The 15,851-nt window shown below is 70.1% G+C and carries 20 protein-coding genes; 15 read left to right on the top strand and 5 right to left on the bottom strand.

Going from position 1 to position 15,851, the window contains the following annotated elements; genetic code table 11:
• Positions 1 to 13 precede the first annotated feature (13 nt).
• Complete coding sequence (locus tag HW837_RS31935; protein ID WP_045555940.1) at positions 14 to 274, top strand: DUF3099 domain-containing protein; 261 nt, start codon at positions 14 to 16, stop codon at positions 272 to 274.
• A gap of 27 nt (positions 275 to 301) precedes the next feature.
• Here the strand turns inward: HW837_RS31935 and HW837_RS31930 are convergent, their stop codons facing one another.
• A complete protein-coding gene (locus HW837_RS31930; RefSeq protein WP_045555941.1) occupies positions 302 to 664 on the bottom strand; it encodes a DsrE family protein in 363 nt (120 codons plus the stop codon).
• 119 nt (positions 665 to 783) lie between these two features.
• Here HW837_RS31930 and HW837_RS31925 point away from each other — a divergent pair, with 119 nt between their 5' ends.
• The 6 genes from HW837_RS31925 (at position 784) to ygfZ (ending at position 5,580) form a co-directional block, all read left to right on the top strand.
• Positions 784 to 1,548, top strand: a complete 765-nt coding sequence (locus tag HW837_RS31925; protein ID WP_313895589.1) for a hypothetical protein — start codon at positions 784 to 786, stop codon at positions 1,546 to 1,548.
• Positions 1,545 to 2,399 (top strand): hypothetical protein, encoded by an 855-nt coding sequence (locus tag HW837_RS31920; RefSeq protein ID WP_313895590.1) that lies wholly within the window; start codon positions 1,545 to 1,547, stop codon positions 2,397 to 2,399. The genes HW837_RS31925 and HW837_RS31920 overlap by 4 nt, the downstream gene beginning before the upstream one ends.
• Positions 2,396 to 3,307, top strand: coding sequence for a hypothetical protein (locus HW837_RS31915; RefSeq protein ID WP_093789874.1), 912 nt, complete (start codon positions 2,396 to 2,398; stop codon positions 3,305 to 3,307). The genes HW837_RS31920 and HW837_RS31915 overlap by 4 nt, the downstream gene beginning before the upstream one ends.
• A 269-nt stretch (positions 3,308 to 3,576) precedes the next feature.
• Positions 3,577 to 4,152: a heme-binding beta-barrel domain-containing protein gene (locus HW837_RS31910; RefSeq protein ID WP_045555944.1), complete on the top strand. Its 576-nt coding sequence runs from the start codon at positions 3,577 to 3,579 to the stop codon at positions 4,150 to 4,152.
• A 15-nt stretch (positions 4,153 to 4,167) separates the two neighbouring features.
• Positions 4,168 to 4,605 (top strand): Fur family transcriptional regulator, encoded by a 438-nt coding sequence (locus HW837_RS31905; RefSeq protein WP_045555945.1) that lies wholly within the window; start codon positions 4,168 to 4,170, stop codon positions 4,603 to 4,605.
• Positions 4,606 to 4,614: 9 nt separating this feature from the next.
• Positions 4,615 to 5,580: a CAF17-like 4Fe-4S cluster assembly/insertion protein YgfZ gene (ygfZ, locus tag HW837_RS31900; protein WP_045555946.1), complete on the top strand. Its 966-nt coding sequence runs from the start codon at positions 4,615 to 4,617 to the stop codon at positions 5,578 to 5,580.
• 46 nt (positions 5,581 to 5,626) lie between these two features.
• Here ygfZ and dtd read toward each other — a convergent pair whose 3' ends face one another.
• Entirely contained in the window at positions 5,627 to 6,052 is a 426-nt protein-coding gene (dtd, locus tag HW837_RS31895) for a D-aminoacyl-tRNA deacylase (RefSeq protein ID WP_193381483.1), read from the bottom strand.
• A gap of 216 nt (positions 6,053 to 6,268) precedes the next feature.
• Here dtd and HW837_RS31890 point away from each other — a divergent pair, with 216 nt between their 5' ends.
• From HW837_RS31890 to HW837_RS31880, 3 genes are all read left to right on the top strand, one after another.
• Positions 6,269 to 6,916 (top strand): RsiG family protein, encoded by a 648-nt coding sequence (locus tag HW837_RS31890; protein WP_093789873.1) that lies wholly within the window; start codon positions 6,269 to 6,271, stop codon positions 6,914 to 6,916.
• Positions 6,917 to 7,180: 264 nt separating this feature from the next.
• Complete coding sequence (locus HW837_RS31885; protein WP_045555948.1) at positions 7,181 to 8,446, top strand: GNAT family N-acetyltransferase; 1,266 nt, start codon at positions 7,181 to 7,183, stop codon at positions 8,444 to 8,446.
• 323 nt (positions 8,447 to 8,769) lie between these two features.
• Positions 8,770 to 9,687 carry a winged helix-turn-helix domain-containing protein gene (locus HW837_RS31880; RefSeq protein ID WP_177261864.1) on the top strand — a complete coding sequence of 306 codons (918 nt, stop codon included), beginning with the start codon at positions 8,770 to 8,772 and terminating at the stop codon, positions 9,685 to 9,687.
• 11 nt (positions 9,688 to 9,698) lie between these two features.
• Here the strand turns inward: HW837_RS31880 and HW837_RS31875 are convergent, their stop codons facing one another.
• Complete coding sequence (locus tag HW837_RS31875; protein WP_045555950.1) at positions 9,699 to 9,890, bottom strand: hypothetical protein; 192 nt, start codon at positions 9,888 to 9,890, stop codon at positions 9,699 to 9,701.
• Between the two features lie 165 nt (positions 9,891 to 10,055).
• Between HW837_RS31875 and HW837_RS31870 the strand changes: the two genes are divergently transcribed.
• Complete coding sequence (locus HW837_RS31870; protein ID WP_177261863.1) at positions 10,056 to 10,946, top strand: GntR family transcriptional regulator; 891 nt, start codon at positions 10,056 to 10,058, stop codon at positions 10,944 to 10,946.
• The gene (locus tag HW837_RS31865; protein ID WP_078853304.1) at positions 10,895 to 11,713 is read left to right on the top strand and encodes an HAD family hydrolase; all 819 of its coding nucleotides are present in this window, start codon (positions 10,895 to 10,897) and stop codon (positions 11,711 to 11,713) included. Before HW837_RS31870 ends, HW837_RS31865 begins: the two co-directional genes overlap by 52 nt.
• On the opposite strand, the gene HW837_RS31860 is transcribed toward HW837_RS31865, so the two are convergent.
• On the bottom strand, positions 11,704 to 11,886 hold the full coding sequence (locus tag HW837_RS31860) for a hypothetical protein (RefSeq protein WP_143110717.1): 183 nt from the start codon (positions 11,884 to 11,886) through the stop codon (positions 11,704 to 11,706). The genes HW837_RS31865 and HW837_RS31860 overlap by 10 nt on opposite strands.
• A 168-nt stretch (positions 11,887 to 12,054) precedes the next feature.
• Between HW837_RS31860 and HW837_RS31855 the strand changes: the two genes are divergently transcribed.
• Complete coding sequence (locus HW837_RS31855) at positions 12,055 to 12,936, top strand: GntR family transcriptional regulator (RefSeq protein WP_313895591.1); 882 nt, start codon at positions 12,055 to 12,057, stop codon at positions 12,934 to 12,936.
• Here the strand turns inward: HW837_RS31855 and HW837_RS31850 are convergent.
• Positions 12,899 to 13,732, bottom strand: coding sequence for an HAD family hydrolase (locus HW837_RS31850; protein WP_234442432.1), 834 nt, complete (start codon positions 13,730 to 13,732; stop codon positions 12,899 to 12,901). The genes HW837_RS31855 and HW837_RS31850 overlap by 38 nt on opposite strands.
• Before the next feature lie 220 nt (positions 13,733 to 13,952).
• On the opposite strand from HW837_RS31850, the gene HW837_RS31845 reads away from it, so the two are divergent.
• Together HW837_RS31845 and HW837_RS31840 are read left to right on the top strand one after the other, a co-directional pair.
• A complete protein-coding gene (locus HW837_RS31845) occupies positions 13,953 to 15,071 on the top strand; it encodes an aminoglycoside phosphotransferase family protein (RefSeq protein WP_193381484.1) in 1,119 nt (372 codons plus the stop codon).
• A 133-nt stretch (positions 15,072 to 15,204) separates the two neighbouring features.
• A complete protein-coding gene (locus tag HW837_RS31840; RefSeq protein WP_045555955.1) occupies positions 15,205 to 15,801 on the top strand; it encodes a TetR family transcriptional regulator in 597 nt (198 codons plus the stop codon).
• Positions 15,802 to 15,851 lie beyond the last annotated feature (50 nt).

The following is a 15,851-nucleotide window of genomic DNA, read 5'->3' as shown; positions in this document are numbered from 1 at the left end:
CTACGCTGGAGGTATGTACGCCCGCCGGCGCCACCTGTACTTCGCCATGATGGGCACGTGCCTGGCCCTCTTCGTCCTGGCCTGGGGCGTCGTACGCCTCTGGTCGGTCCCGGTCGCGGTCGGCATGTGTGTGGTCGCGATGGTCATCCCGCCGCTCGCCGCCGTCGTCGCCAACCGGCGCGGCCCCGACGACCGCTGGTGGGACGACCCCTCGGGCGACCCGAAGTCCGACGAGTGGTGGGACGAGCTGGACGGCAAGAGACGCCGGCCGTGATCCGGAGGACGCGACGTCCGGATGCCGTCAGTACACGAGGGCCTGGGTGTCGTCCGTCATGGCCTCCTGCACGAACACCTGGGCGCCGGCGATCCGTACGCCCTCGATGACGTCCTTCTCGGTGATGTCCCGGCGGGCCGCGCACTGGGTGCACAGGGTGAGCCGGCCACCGGCGAGGACCGAGTCGATCAGGTCGGGCAGCGGGGCCGCGTGCGGCAGCTCGAACTCGGCGGCGCGGCCGGGCAGCGCGAACCACGCGGACTCGCCCGTCAGCCACAGGGACACCTCGACGCCGCTGGCGACGGCCACCGCCGCCACCGTGAACGCCTGCGAGCACCGCTCAGGGGCATCGGCCCCCGCCGTCACCTTGATCACGAGCTTCTTCGCCATGCCCGCATGCTAGTCCGAATCGTGATCATCCTCGGTGCAACCCCGTGTGCGGTCCATGGGTCTCCTGTGCGCGGATAAGGAGTCCGTGCTTCGCGTTCTTGTGGGGGAGTGCCTTGGAAGTGCCGGAAAGACCGGAAAGAGCTGAAGGGGAGCTTGCGGAGCAGCCCGTCGCCCGCGCGCCGCGCCGGGGGCGCGGCGTCCTGTTCGTCGCCGGGGCGGCGGTGCTGGGGATGATCGCCGGAACCTGTGCCGGATACCTCGTCCAGGCCGACCGGGAGCCCACCGAACTGCCCCCGCTCTCCCAGCCGGTGATGGACCGGGCCGAGGGTGAGGGACCCGAGCCGCTCTCCGCCGCCCAGGACCGCAAGGTGAGGACGGACGGCGATCTGCGCAGGCTGCTGCTGAAGAAGCCGGCGGGCGCCAAGAAGGCCGAGTGGCTGGAGGGCGCCGACGGCTGGATGACCATGGCCGACTACTCCGGCGACTTCACCGAGCCGAACGACAAGTTCGGCGCCCTCGTCAACGACGAGTTCCGCCGGGCCGCCGTCGTCGGCTGGGAGGTCGGCAACTCGTACAACGTGGAGATCCGGCTGGTCCAGTTCCGGCAGCACAACAGCATGGCCGCCGACGACTCCAGCAACAACCACCAGACCTGGGCGGAGGAACAGCCGGACGCCGACAGTTGGGCCATCAAGGGCACGGGGGACGGCATGGCGTACGTCCACACCCGGCCGGACACCGAGCCCGGATACGAGCCGATGTACAGGGCCGAGGCGCACGCCTGGCGCGGGGACGTCGCGATGGAGATCTGGGTCTACGGCGGCAAGCAGGTCCCCAAGAAGATGATCATGGATCTGGCCGAGCGGCAGATGGAGCGGTTGTGAGCGCGGACGAGACGCCGGGACCGGAGCCGGCGGGGCAGGAGCCGGCCGCCGTCGTGCCGGCCGCGCCAGGTGCCGGACGGCCCGCGCCGCGTCGCCGAATCGCGGTGGTCGCCGGGGCCGCGCTGCTCGTGGGGGCGCTGATCGCCGGTGTGGGGTTCACGGGAGTGACCGTACGGGGCGCGGACCGCGAGGCGGGTGCCCCGACCTGGAAGTTCCCCGACGACAAGGGTGAGAGCGAGAGCGAGGCGCGGGCCCGGGCGAAGAAGGCGACGGCACAGCCGGGACTCGCGGGACTGCTCGTGCCGTACGGCACCGACACCTGGGTCCAGGGGCCGGATCTCGCGGAGTTCGGCTCCGACGCGGAATTCAGTGGCGCCCAGGCCGCGTCCCTGCGCAAGAAGTCCCTGAGCGGTCTGCCCCGGGCCCAGCGCAAGCGGCTGGAGAGGCAGATCGACCGGCAGCGCATCAAGGGCATGGCGATGCGCAGCTACTTCAGCGCGGCTTCGTTCGGCTACCGGACCGACGAGGGCATCTCCTCGATCAGCATCACCCTCGCCCGCATGGAGAACAGGAGCGCCTTGCGCGACAGCTCGACGTTCCAGAACGAGTTCCTCGCCTCGCTGGACGTCTTCCGCGACGGCCCGCGGATCAAGGGCCACGACAACGCGAGGTGCTTCCTCACTCCGAAGGGCACCGACAAGACCCTGGACGGGATGTTCTGCTCCGCCTACGCGGGAGACGTCCTCGTCACCCTCACCGCGAGCGCGGCGAAGCCCCTCGACAAGCGGGGCGCGGCCGAACTTCTGCGCACCCAGCTCGACCGTGTCGCCGAACAGGGGGTGTCCGTATGAGCGAGCAGGCACGAACCACAGAGGAAGCCGTGCGGGAGACGCCGGAGACGTACGGCGCCCCGGCTTCGGCGGCGGACACCACGGAGCCGCCGGTCACGGAGCCCTCTGCCGTCGGGCCGGCTCAGCCCCCTGCCACCCGGCCACGCCGTGACCGTCGCGTCCTGCGTGCCCTCCTGCGGTGGACCGCCGCCGTCGCCGTCTTCGCCTCGGTGGGGACGGCCACGGCGTACGGGATCGCCGGGGCGCAGCGCACGGACGTACCCGGTCTGGCCACGGAGTCGGACGGGCGCTGGGTCTTCCCCCGGCTCGTCAGGCCGCCGCTGCCGTCCGGAAGCCCGGAGCCGTTCGCCGAGGACAACCCGGCCGGAGCCCATCACGCCGATCTGCGTGCCCTCGTTCTGCCCGCTCCCGAGGGGGCCACGGAGAACAAGGAGCTGCGGGGCTCGGACGGCTGGCTGCCGGTGAAGGAGTATCTGGCGGAGTTCGAGGCGGAGGACCGCGAGGAGCTGGGGCAGAAACTCGTGGACACCGGCCTGCGGCACATCGCCGCTCGGGGCTGGACCACTCCGGACGGCACCCGGACACGGGTCTACCTGCTCCGGTTCAACACGACGAACGTCGTGGACGCCGAGCTGGCGACCCACGCCCTGGCCCACGTCAGCCCGACGTACCGGATACGCGGTGCGGGGGAGGTCGAGTACGACGAGGACTTCCCGGAGGAGGCCGTCGTGACGGGGACCGCCCGGACCGCCTATGCCGAGGCGAAGCCGTACGGCGCCGAGCAGGTCCGCCAGGCCTATGTCTCGGCGGGGGACGTGTACGCGGTGATCCTGCAGTCCCGCGAGGCGGGGGCTCCGGCGGTCCCCTTCTGGCAGACCGTGGTCCTGCAGAGCCAGCTGCTCGGCTGAGGCCCCTCCCGGGGCGGGAAGGGCCGACCTCACGCCGGACCCCGGACCCCGGCCGCGTAAGCTGGGGTCCGGCCCTGTGTGCGTACCGCACGTCTCCCGCTCAATCGAGGAGCACCTCGTGATCATCTTCTTCGAGACCCTGCTGGTCCTGGTCGCCGTCGGCGTTCTCGCCTTCACCGGGCTGGCCGTGAAGAAGCTGTACCAGGGCCAGCGCTGACCCGCGTCCGACCGACGCCCAGGACCTCCAGGACTCCCAGGAACCGCCACTCATGATCGAGATCCCGTCCGACCTCCACAAGGACCTCGTCCCCCTCGCCTTTCTGCTCGGCGACTGGGCGGGCGCGGGCGTCCATGACTTCCCCGGCTCCGAGAAGTGCAACTTCGGTCAGGAGGTCACCTTCACCCATGACGGCCGGGACTTCCTGGAGTACCGCTCCCACACCTGGGTGCTGGACAAGGACGGCAACAAGGTCCGTCCGCTGGAGACCGAGTCCGGGTTCTGGCGGGTGGACGCCGACCGCAAGGTCGAGATCGTGATGACCCGTGACGACGGCGTCGTCGAGGTCTGGTACGGCGAGCTGGCCAAGCAGAAGCCGCAGATCGACCTGGTCACGGACGCGGTCGCGCGCACGGCGGCCTCCGGCCCCTACAGCGGCGGCAAGCGGCTCTACGGCTATGTGAACAGCGACCTGATGTGGGTCGGCGAGAAGGCCACCCCCGACGTCGAGCTGCGCCCCTACATGTCCGCGCACCTGAAGAAGGTCGTCACCCCCGAGGACGTCGAACGCTGGGCCAAGGCCCTGCCCGACGACATGCCGGACGACGGCATCGCGTTCTTCAAGTAGTTCTAGACTCGTGGTGTGGTGAGCACCGACTGGAAGAGCGACCTCAGGCAGCGCGGCTACCGGCTGACGCCGCAGCGTCAACTCGTGCTCGAAGCCGTGGACACCCTGGAGCACGCGACCCCCGACGACATCCTCGTGGAAGTGAGGAAGACGGCGTCGGGGGTCAACATCTCCACGGTCTACCGGACCCTGGAGCTCCTGGAGGAGCTCGGGCTGGTCAGCCATGCCCATCTGGGGCACGGGGCGCCGACGTACCACCTGGCCGACCGGCATCACCACATCCATCTGGTCTGCCGGGACTGCGAGAACGTCATCGAGGCCGATGTCTCGGTGGCGCAGGACTTCACGGCGAAGCTGCGCGAGACCTTCGGGTTCGACACCGACCTGAAGCACTTCGCGATCTTCGGCCGCTGCGAGAGCTGCACACTCAAGGCTTCAAGTACCAAGTCGTAGGCTAGGCATATGAAAAGCCCTCTGCTGTCCCTGCCCGGCGCCGTCCCCGCCGAGGGCGTGGACGAAGGCGTCGCCGCCCACTACGGCGACCTGTTCCGTGAACAGCGCGCCCTCGCCGACGGCACCGGATTCGTCGACCTCTCCCACCGGGGCGTGATCACCGTCTCCGGGGAGGACCGGCTCAGCTGGCTGCACCTGCTGCTCACCCAGCACGTCAGCGAGCTGCCCACCGGCGAGGCCACCGAGGCGCTGATCCTCTCCGCCAACGGTCACATCGAGCACGCGCTGTACCTGGTCGACGACGGGGCGACCGTCTGGGCGCACGTCGAGCCCGGCACCCAGGAGGCGCTGCTGGCGTACCTGGAGTCGATGAAGTTCTTCTACCGCGTCGAAGCGGCCGACCGGACGGGCGACTTCGCGGTCGTCCACCTCCCGGCCGGCTCGATCGCCGAGGTCCCGGAGGGCACGGTCGTCCGCGAGACGCCGTACGGCCGTGATCTGTTCCTCCCGCGCGCGGACCTGGAGTCGTACGCGGAGAAGACGGGCCCCGCCGCCGGGCTGCTCGCGTACGAGGCGCTGCGGGTCGAGCACCACCGGCCCCGCCTCGGCTTCGAGACCGACCACCGCACCATCCCGCACGAGCTGGGCTGGATCGGCACGGCCGTGCACCTCCAGAAGGGCTGCTACCGGGGCCAGGAGACCGTCGCCCGGGTCCAGAACCTCGGCAAGCCGCCGCGCCGCCTCGTCTTCCTCCACCTCGACGGCAGCGAGGTCCACCTCCCGCCGCGCGGCGCGGAGATCCGGCTGGCGGACGACGGCGCCGAGGGCCGCAAGCTCGGCTTCATCACGACCTCCGTACGCCACCACGAGCTGGGGCCGGTCGCCCTGGCCCTGGTCAAGCGGAACATCCCGGTCGACGCGCGGCTCCTCGCGGACACGACGGCTGCGGCGCAGGAGGTCGTGGTCGAGCCGTAGGGGCGCGAGCGGGCCCTGAAGGCGCGGGCCCGCGCCTTCAGGGTGCTCAGATCTCCAGCAGCACCGTGAACGGGCCGTCGTTCGTCAGGGACACCCGCATGGACGCGCCGAACCGTCCCGTGGCCACTGTCGCCCCCAGTGAGCGCAGCTGGGCGACGACCTCGTCCACCAGCGGCTCGGCGACGCCCCCGGGCGCCGCGGCGTTCCAGGTCGGGCGCCGGCCTTTGCGTGCGTCCCCGTACAGCGTGAACTGGCTGATGACCAGCAGCGGAGCGTCCACGTCGCTGCACGACTTCTCGTCGTGCAGCATCCGCACGGACCAGAGTTTCCGCGCCAGCTGCGCCGCTTTCTCCTTGGTGTCCTCGTGGGTCACCCCCACCAGGACGCACAGCCCCTCGCCCTCGATCGACCCGACCGTCTCACCGTCCACGACGACACTCGCGCCGTCGACCCTCTGCACCACCGCACGCATGCCGACCATGATGCCGCCGCCGTCCATCGGCCGTTCGCCAGGGGGTCCCTCTTACGGGGGGTTTGTGATCACGGGGGTTTGAAGAGCGCTTTGCCCGGTCTTTCTCATTGATCCATTACCGCCCATCTGGGGTGGATCGCGGGGACTCGGTCACAAAGCGGCCACGGAGAGTGGCACGATGCTCACACACACCGGTCGAGGGGACGGTTGAGGCGCATGAGCACATCGAGTACCGGGCAGCCCCCGGGCACTGCGACGTTTACCCGTACGACGCCGGGGGCCGCCCCCGGTGTCCGTCGGCCACCGGTCCAGCGCACGGACAGCGGACCACTTCCGCCGCCGGACCCGGCCGAGCACGAGCTGGCCCGGCTGCGGCTGCCCGAACTGCGCACGCTGCGCCGGGACGCCCAGCGGGACGAGGCCGATCTCAGCTATCTGCGGAGGCTGCTCCAGGGCCGTATCGACATCCTGCGCGCGGAACTGGCCCGCAGGGGCGGTGCGGCGGACCCCGTGGCACCGGCACCGGGCTCCGGTGAGCGCTCGGCGCTCGTGGACCGGCTGTCGGCGATCCTCACGGACGCCCCGGCCCGGCACCGTTCGTCGGCCCGCCATGTCACCGTGGGCACGCCGCGCGGCGAGGAGTACCGCCGGCTGGCCGCGGAGATGCTGGACGAGGTCGAACTGTCCGACCTCGGGGCCCGCACCGACGAGGAACTCACCGCGGGCCTCGCCCGCCTGGTCCACCACGAGCAGCAGATCTCCGGCCGCCGCCAGCACCTGCAGCGCACGGCCGACGACTGTAGCGCGGAGATCGCCCGCCGCTACCGGGAGGGCGAGGCCCAGGTGGACGACCTGTTGACGTAGAGGGGTGCGTTTTCGGCTGCGGGTGCGTGGGGGCTGGTCGCGCAGTTCCCCGCGCCCCTGAAAAAGCGGGGCTGCGCCCCTGCTTTTTCGCCCCTGAAATGGCCGTAGGCCTTTCAGGGGCGCGGGGAACTGCGCGACCAGCCCCCACCGGACGGACGCCTGGGGGTCGAAGGGGCGCAGCCCCTTGAGGGAGGGACGGGTAGGGGCGGCGGGGGCGAGGAAAACCCGGAAGACACACCGCCGACACCCCCCTAGCGTGACCCCATGCGCGCCTCCCACGACATAGCCGTACGCCCCGTCACCGACGACGAGATCCCGGCCTGGCTGAACGCCCTCAACATCGGCTTCCTCCGAGCTCCGGAAACCCTCACCCCCCAGGAGCTCAAGGACCGCTCGTCCCACATAGACCCGTCCCGAACACTCGCCGCGTTCGACCCCACCGCCCCCGCCCCCCAGCCCGTGGCGACCTTCCGCTCCTTCCCCCAGGAACTCACCACCGTCGGCGGCCGCACCGTCCCCGCCGACGCCATCTCGAACGTCACGGTCAGCCCCACGCACCGCCGCCGGGGCCTGCTCACCCGGATGATGGCCCAGGACCTCTCCGCCGCGAAGGACCGCGGCGACGTCGTCGCCACCCTGATCGCCGCCGAGTACCCGATCTACGGCCGCTACGGCTTCGGCCCCGCCACCTGGACCACCGAGTGGACCGTCGACGTCCCCCGCACCGGCCTGGACCCCCGTTGGTCCGGCCCGGCGGACGGCGGCCGGGTCGACCTCGTCGACGGCGCGACCGTACGCGCCCTCGGCCCCGCCCTGCACGACCGGCTGCGCGCCGCGCAACCCGGCGCGGTGAGCCGCGACGAGCGCTGGTGGCGGATCAACACGGGCGACCTGCGGATCCACGGCTCCTGGACCGAACCGTTCTACGCGGTCTACCGCTCGGCGACCGGCGAGGTCGAGGGCATGGTCTCGTACGAGGCGGACGACACCTGGCAGATGAAGCAGCCGCAGAACACGGCCGACGTCAACTGGCTGATCGCGACGACCCCCGCAGCCGAGCGCGCCCTGTGGCACTACCTCTGCTCGATCGACTGGATCACCAAGGTCAAGTGCGGCTGGCGGGCGCCCGACGACCTCCTGCCGCACTTCTTCCCCGACCCGCGCGCCGTGAGCGTCACCACTCACGCGGACTGGCTGTGGGTGCGGATCCTGGACGTCGTACGGGCGCTGGAGGCGCGTACGTACGCGGGCACCGGGACGCTGGTGCTGGAGGTCGTGGACAGGGACGGCTTCGCCGACGGGCGGTACCGGCTGGACGCGGGCCCGGACGGGGCGAGTTGTGTGCCGACGGGCGAGGACGGCGACCTCGTCCTGGACGTCGCGGACCTGGCGACGCTGTGGCTGGGCGACGAGTCCGCCGTACGGCTGGCCGCGCTCGGGCGGGCCCGGGAACAGCGGAAGGGCGCCGCCTCCGTGGCCGACGCCCTGCTGCGGACGTCCAGGCGCCCGTGGTGCCCGGACATCTTCTGAGGCCTCTGGGACCTCCGGGGACCTTTCTGGTGTGTGCGGTATCCGTAGCTGTTCAGTTGTGGTTGTGGCTGCGCATTCAGTTGTGGCTGAACCATTCAGTTGTGACGGTGCGGACCGGTCGAACTCCCGGCTCCCCTCCGGAAGGGAGGTCGATCGGTCGGTCTGTGGGACGGTCGGTGGCAGTTGCCAGAGTCACCAACCAGCCGAAAGTTTGACCATGTTGCGAAAGTTGGCGACCAACTTCACCTTACTTATCTCCGCTTGGAGTCGTCTCATAACCACCTTCCCACGAACTGCCCAAAGATGGCGAGAAGTTGTAGTGTTTGTGCGTGGAGCGGGAACGCACGGCCGTCGATGGGCGGAAGTCGTCACAGCGGCCCCAGAGGTCACACCACGAGGTGGCCGACGTGTTGCGCGGCCGGATCAGGTCCGGCGAGCTGCGACCGGGACAGCGCATGCCCACACAGGCCAAGCTGGCCGACGAGTTCGGCGTCGAGCGCGGAGCCGTACGGCAGGCCTTGCGCATCCTGCAGTCGGAGCACCTGCTCACCAACGTTTCCAAGGGCAGCCCGGCGACTGTCGCCCCACGCGTGGGCGCGGCGGCCGTCGGCGGGCCGGGTGCCGCGCCACGGCCGACGATGGTGGAGCTCGCTCCGCGCATATCCGCAGCCTTCGCGGCCCCGCACGTGAAGATCGACGCCCTGTGCCTGACGTCCGTGTCCCTCACGCTCGCCGTGGGTGAGTCGTTGCGCGAGATTCACGCGGGGCGCATAAAACCGGCCAGGGTCGACGTCCGGGTGATGCTGCCCAGCCGGGACATCCCGCTCGCCTTCCCGACCCCGGTCGACGCGTCGGTCGACGGCCGGCTCCAGCGCCGCTGGCTCGCCCAGCGCAACGCCCAGGGGCAGGTCCTCAAGCACAACCTGCTGGCGTTACGGTCCACGCACGGCGTGGACGTCCATGTGTCCTTCCGTGCCCTGCCCTTCACGCCGCCCGTGAAGCTGTACCTCCTCAACGGGCAGGAGGCGCTGTTCGCGTACTACACGGTGCAGCGGAAGGAGGCCGAGGTGGACAGCGAGCAGCTGGAGATGTACGACGCCGAGGGCACCCAGTCCACGCTGTTCGCGTTCGAGCGGAGCGCGGTCGCCGCACCCCGGGACACGACCTTCGTCGAGCAGTCCCGGCTGTGGTTCGACGCGCTCTGGGAGACCATCAGCTCGGACCTGCTGCTCACGAGCTGAGGACGGCCGGCTCACATCGCCGGGCCGGCGAACATCAGCGTGAGGATGACGGCGCCGATCGAGCTGCACGTGTGGTTGTTCGCCTTCAGCCCGACCGTGAGGAACAGCAGGCCGACGATTCCCATGGTGCCGTAACGCCATTCGACGAAACGCTGGAGGGCGACGACGGCGAGGGCGGAGACGAGAGCGAGGGCAGCGGGCATGGTGGTACCTCCTCCGAGGGGCTGGGGCGGGCGGAGCCTGAAGAAGGAGAACTTCAGCCAACTTGGAAAAGTTGGCAACCAACTTCGTTTAAATGGTTCCCATTTGGTCTATGTTCATAACCACCTTCGCGCGAACTCCCCAAAGATGGGTGAGAGTTGTAGCGTTTGGTCGTGACTCAGGAGAACGTTGCAGTGAACGACGGCAGAAAGCTCTCGTCCCAGGAGATCGCCGCCACCCTGCGGGACCGCATCCGCGGCGGCCACCTCAGGCCCGGCGAACGCCTGCCCACCCAGGCGGAGCTGGCCGAGGAGTTCGGCGTGGAGCGCGGCACGGTCCGGCAGGCCCTGCGCGCCCTCCAGGACGACGGCCTGCTGAGCAACGTCAGCAAGGGCAGCCCGCCCCGGGTCGCCGAGGTCGGCCCCGCCGCGAGCAACGAGCCGCAGCCGACGATGGTGGGCCTCGGCCCGCGTCTGGCGGATGCCTTCTCCACGCCGCACGTCCGCATCGACGCGGCCTGCCTCACCGCCGAGACCCTGATGCTGGCCCTCGGCGAACCGGTCCGCCGTATCCATGAGGGAACGATCCGCCCGGAGTCCATCGACGTCCGTATCCTGCTGCCCTCCAGGAAGATCAACCTGGCGTTCCCGGTGCCGGTGGAGGGGCGTGGCGAGGACGACGAGGAGGACCCCGTCCACAGGCGCTGGCTCGATCAGCGCAACGCCCAGATCCGCGTCCTGCGCCACAACCTCCAGGCCCTGCGCACCTCGCACAAGCTCGACGTCAGCGTGACGTTCCGGGCCCTGCCCTTCACCCCGCCGGTCAAGCTCTACCTCCTCAACGGGCAGGAGGCCCTGATCGCCTACTACATGCTCATGAAGCGCGAGGAGCAGATGGCCGACGGGCCCCTGCAGATGTACGACGCCTTCGGCACCCAGTCCCTCCTCTTCTCCTTCGAGAAGGAGACCGGCCCCCGCGACGCCGCCTTCGTCGATCAGTCCCAGCAATGGTTCAACGCCCTCTGGGAAACCATCACGACGGACCTGACACTCTCCTAGTGACTCCTGACACGGCTGATACGGCGCAGACTGAACCGGTGACGGAAGAGACAGAGCCCCTTCGAGCGCTTCGAGAACTGATCACCCCGGTCCGCTTCGTGCTCTGGGACCTGGACGGGCCGATCTGTCGACTGTTCTCCGGGCATCCCGCGCACCAAGTGGCCAGGGATCTGGTGGGGTTGATCGACAGGCGGGGGCTCGGGGGTCTGCTGACGGAGCGGGAGCGCGATACGGCCGACCCGCAGGTGGTTCTCCTGGGTCTGGGCCGGCGCCACCCGCGCAGCGACCTGATCATCGACGTGGAGGAGTGGCTCACCCAGCAGGAGCTGACCGCCGCGCCCAAGGCGTACCCCACCACCTGGGCCGACCCGCTCATCCGGACCTGGTCACGGCGGGCCCGGTTCGCCATCACCACCAACAACTCGGCGCTCGCGGCGTCCCGTTACATCGCGACCCGGGGTCTGACCGACTGCTTCCCGTACATCTACGGCCGTACGCGCGACCTCGACCGTATGAAGCCGCACCCCCACACCCTGCGCCAGGCCCTCAACGCGATGGGCGCCGAACCGTCCCGCGCCCTGATGCTCGGCGACGCCCCCACCGATTTCGAGGCGGCCCGCGAGGCTGCCGTCCCCTTCCTCGGCTACGCGCGTAACGAGCACAAGCTCAAGGCCCTGCTGGACGCGGGCGTCCCCCTCGCGCACACGGTGAACTCGCTGAAGCCGGTCCTGGACGTCCTCCGCACCCACCTCCCGGATCAGGCCTGAACCATCAGGAGGAGGAAGAGGAGCGCCGTCCACCAGGCCAGGCGCGCCTGGCCGATCCGCAGGGCCACGGCCACGACGACCATCAGGAGGAGTCCGAGAGGGCCGAGGGCCCGCCCCACCAGATGGGCCGCGAGGAATTGGACCGCTGCCACCAGCACTTCCCAGAACACCATGTTCTCCACCCCCGTTCGGCCGACTGCCCCGGCAGTCAGTCCAATTGGCCAGTGATTGACCTGTAATTGGTGTTCCCGATTGGACTGATCCCTTAACTAGCAGTCCAGTTGGGCTGCTAGCTGACCGGAACTGGTTTGCCCGTGGGCGGGGAGCGGTACGGTCGGGAGGTGGGCGATACATGGACCGGTGAGGCCGGCGGCAGCAAGTTCGAGCATGTCCTGGAGGCACTGCGGGCCAGGATGGAGGACGGCACATACCCGGAGGGGACGTCGCTGCCTCCCCAGCGGAAACTCGTCGAGACGCTCAACGTCTCCCGTGACACCCTCCAGAAGGTGCTGGCCCGGCTGAGGGAGGAAGGCCTGGTCGAGACCCGGCGGGGGAGCGGCACCCGGGTGCTGGGGGCCCGGCGGGCGCGGCCCCGGGCGGCGAGCAAGGTGACACCGCGCTCGTTCTTCGACTCCGCCTTCGAGCAGAGCGAAGTGCTCCTGGACATCCACACCCTGACGTCGGAGTCCTTGAGCACGCACATCCGGCTGCAGGCGGAGCGGGTGCGCGACCGGGAGATCACCCCGGAGCGCATCCTGCTGCGCATGCTTCTGCCCCGCGAGTCGATGCCCCTGCCGTATCCGACGGTCAGGGGGTCCCAGGAGGACACACGGCCGCGGGAACGCCTTCGGGACATCACCCGGGTGCAGGAATCATCGCTGCGCGAGGCGCTGGAGGATCTCCAGCGGGTGGGGCTCGTCCCCCAGGTCGACGTCCTGGTGCGGCATGTGCCGATCACGCCGACCTTCAAGGTGTATCTGCGCAACCAGACCGAGGCGCTGCACGGCTTCTACACGGTCGTCGAACGCCCGATCGAGGTCGGCGGGGGCGAACTGGTCGACGCCCTCGACGTACTCGGCCTGGGCGCCACGCTCACCCACCACGTCAAGGGCGCCGATCCGTCGTCCCCGGAGAGCGTCTTCGTCGATTCCGCGCAGGCCTGGTTCGACTCGGTCTGGAACCTGCTCACGGACGAGGGTGACGGAGCGGCGGGGACTGACTGAACCCTTGAGGGTGAGGGTCCGGCCCAGGCGCGCAGGCCTCGACCAGTTCGATGTGCGAGGCGACCACGGTGCGCGCGCCCGCCCGGCGCAGCCGGCGGTCCCGCTCGGGGTCCGGTGCGTAGCCCAGGAACCGTACGCCGGCGGACGCGGCCGCCCGGAGATCGCCGGGCTGGTCGCCGATCAGCACGGCGGCCTCCGGCGCGATGTGCCCCAGGTGTTCCAGAGCGAGCCGCACCACGCTCGGATCGGGCTTCATACGGCGCGGGTCGCGCGGGTCGCGGCCGCAGACAGCCTCGAACTTCCCGGACATCTTGTGAAGCCCGAGGAACTTCCGCACAGGTCCTTCCGCGTTGTTCGTCACGATCGCGAGCCGCTTCCCGTGCTCGGCCAGGCTGTCCAGCAGCAGATCGACCCCCGGTGCCGGCACCGCGGCGTCCACGGCCTCCTCCTCGTACCGCGTCACGATGTCGCTCGCCGCACGCAGGACGGCGGGGTCCAGGGCGGGGGCGAGGGCGGTGGGGCCGAGGGCGGCGTCCCTCCTTCGGTCCAGCATGTCCCGGAGGAGTTGAAGGACGGCGTGCGAGTCGTCGCACGCCTCCACGGCGGGGTCGAGCACATTCCACTTCTCCCGTGCCATGGCCTTGATCTCCCTGGCGACAGGCCGGGTCGACCGTCCGGCGAACAGGTCGCAGACCGGGCCGTCGAAGTCGAGGAGGACGGCTCGGGCCCCGCCGAGCAGCTGGCGCGGTCGGAGCGGCTCGGTCGTCTCGGGGAGGGTGGGGTTCATGGCAGTCATCGTGATCAGTGTGGTGCAGTCGGCCGTCCGACCCACGCGTGGGACACCTTCGGACAGTCGCGCGATGCGTGTCAGTACGGGCCCGGGCACGTGAGCGTTCAACCGGTGGACAGCCACCTGCGAAAGCCCGGCTTCTGCCACGATGCTCGCCTTCGGAGGAGTACCGTGCCTCCACTTCCTGGATTTCACCACGGGTGCGACCACGGCGAGAGAACGGGCAATGCCAGCTGATTCGGATTCCAAGGGGCGGCGCCGCGCCGATGAGATGAGCGCCGACCCGGGTGCGGTGGAGGGACCACTCAGCGGCTACCACCACGAGACCTATGTCTTCCGGCTGCCCCCCGAGGCCGGTGCCGGCATGGAGACCGGTTCCGGCGGGGCCGTTCGCTGGAAGTGCCGTGAGCCGCGCGAGAGCCTGCTGTGGTTCGACCGTCGCTGCTTCGACTCGGAGGAGCGCCTGCTCACCGAGCTCCAGGGGCGCATCGACAACATCCCCGAGCTGATCGAGGTCGAGGGCACCGTCCTCCAGCGGTTCGTCGAGGGAGAGACGCTCGGGGCGCTCCACCCGTCCGGTACGCCCGTCCCCGACGAGGAGTTCGGGCAGATCCTCGCCCTGTTCCGGCAGTTGGTCGCCGTGCGCCCCCGGAGCCTGCTGGTGAAGCGGAGGTGCCAGCGGCGGGACCGCGCGGGGGAGGGCGACAGCGCGGGCTTCCTCGACCGGCTGATCTGCTTCACCGAGGACCGGGTGTACGGGGACAATCTGCCGGAGTACGGCGACCTGTTCGCGGAGCTGAACCTGGACTCCGACTCCTTCAAGCAGCTCAGGAAGCATGTGTCAGGTCTGCGTGAGCGCCCCTTCTGCCTCCTGCACGCCGATCTCCACCGAGAGAACCTCATCGTCGACCGCGACCGCCGCCTCTGGGCCATCGACTGGGAACTCGCGATGTTCGGCGACCCGCTCTACGACCTCGCCACCCACCTCTACCTGATGCGCTACCCGCCGGAACAGGAACGGTGGATGACGCAACGCTGGTGCTCGCTCGTGGAGGAGGTCCGGTCGGGGAGCTCCCGGGGCTGGCGGGAGGACCTGCCGAAACTCCTCGACTACAAGAAGGCCCAGTCGGTGTTCACCGATGTCATCCGCACCTCACAGGCGCTGCGTCTCGCGCCCGCGACGGATCGCGCGACGCGGCGGGCCATGCTTCGCAGCGCGAGCTGGACGGTCTGGGACGTGCTGAGCCGGGGCGCGTACCCGCTGGGTGTCGAGAAGGTCCCGGGCGTGACGGCGATCGAAGCCGCGCTGACCCGGTGGCTCCGGCCGCGTGCCGGTGGTGCCTAGGCTCGACGGCATGAGCGAGAGCGGCAGCGGCGTCGGTAGTGGCGTCGGAAGTGGTGGCGGGAGCGGGAACGGCGGCGGGAACGGCAGCGGGCACGGGAGTGGTGGCGGGCTGCGGGAGCGTAAGAAGCGGCGGATGTACGAGACGGTCTCGGACGTGGCGATCCGGCTGTTCCTGGAGAAGGGGTTCGACGCGGTGTCCGTGGCCGAGGTGGCCGCGGCGGCGGAGATCTCGAAGCCGACGCTCTTCCGGTACTTCCCGGCCAAGGAGGACCTCGTCCTGTACCGGATCGCCGATCACGAGGACGAGACGGCGCGAGTGGTCGCGGGGCGGGCCGAGGGGGAGTCGGTGGTCGGGGCCGTGCGGGCGCACTTTCTGGACGGGCTGGCCCGGCGGGACCCGGTGACCGGCCTGAGCGACCATCCCCAGGTGCTCGCCTTCCACCGGCTGCTCTACGGGACGCCGTCGCTGGTCGCGCGGGCCTACGGCCATCTGGAGCGGGCCGAGTCCGCGCTGGCCGAGGTGCTCGGCGGCGGGCTCGACGCGCGGGTCGCCGCCGGGCAGATCGTGACCGTACGGCGGGTCCTCGCGGAGGAGAACCGGCGGCGGGTGGAGCGAGGGGATCCGCTGGAGGAGGTCGAGCGGGACGCCGTCACCGCTGCCGAGCGCGTGTTCGGGCGGTTGGAGGGGGCGCTGCCGCTCGGGATGCGGGGAGGGGGCCGTCGAGGGTGATTGATCCTCGGTAATAAATTTAACTCGGTCACGTTTTTCGGTACGCTCGG

It is taken from the genome of Streptomyces caniscabiei (assembly GCF_014930365.1).
GTDB classification, from domain to species: domain Bacteria; phylum Actinomycetota; class Actinomycetes; order Streptomycetales; family Streptomycetaceae; genus Streptomyces; species Streptomyces caniscabiei.
The sequence above is the reverse complement of the archived record's forward strand: the minus strand, read 5'-3'. Positions and strand labels throughout refer to the sequence as shown.